This window comes from Ralstonia sp. VS2407 (genome assembly GCF_052950655.1).
Window position 1 is genome coordinate 1 of record NZ_JBRFVG010000114.1, and the last position, 553, is coordinate 553.

1 protein-coding gene is annotated in these 553 nt (G+C 44.3%); it reads left to right on the forward strand.

Going from position 1 to position 553, the window contains the following annotated elements; all coding sequences use genetic code 11:
- Window positions 1–460 (forward strand): KDGP aldolase (locus ACU8YE_RS24130; RefSeq protein ID WP_002379154.1); only part of this gene is annotated, 460 nt, incomplete at its 5' end.
- Window positions 461–553: the final 93 nt, after the last annotated feature.

Genomic DNA, 553 nt, shown 5'->3' on the forward strand with positions numbered 1-553 from the left:
CTTCACAGGTGTCGGCGCTTCGCGGGCCTTACTTCGTCAAGACGAAACAGTGATTAATGGCTTGGTTTCACCCACAGGCAAAGTTGGCTATGTCAACATTGCGACAGGTCCGTTAAGCTCTGGTGCGCCAGCGGCGGAAGTGCCTATCGAAACCGCCATCAAATTGTTGAAAGACATGGGGGGCAGTTCCATTAAATATTTCCCGATGAAAGGCTTGGCTCACAAAGAAGAATACCAAGCAGTAGCAGCAGCTTGTGCCAAGTATGACTTTTATTTAGAGCCAACAGGAGGCATTGATTTAGAAAACTTTGAAGAAATTGTTCAGATTGCGGTGGATGCCGGCGTTAAAAAAATCATTCCTCATGTCTACAGCTCAATTATCGATCAAGAAACAGGGGACACTAGAACAGAAGACGTGAAAACGTTACTAACCATGATGAAAAACACATTGAATAAGTAGGTGGCAAAGATGAAAATTGCTGCGTTTGGTGAAGTCATGCTTCGTTTCACTCCGCCAGAGTATCTAATGTTAGAACAAACAGAGCAGTTAAGA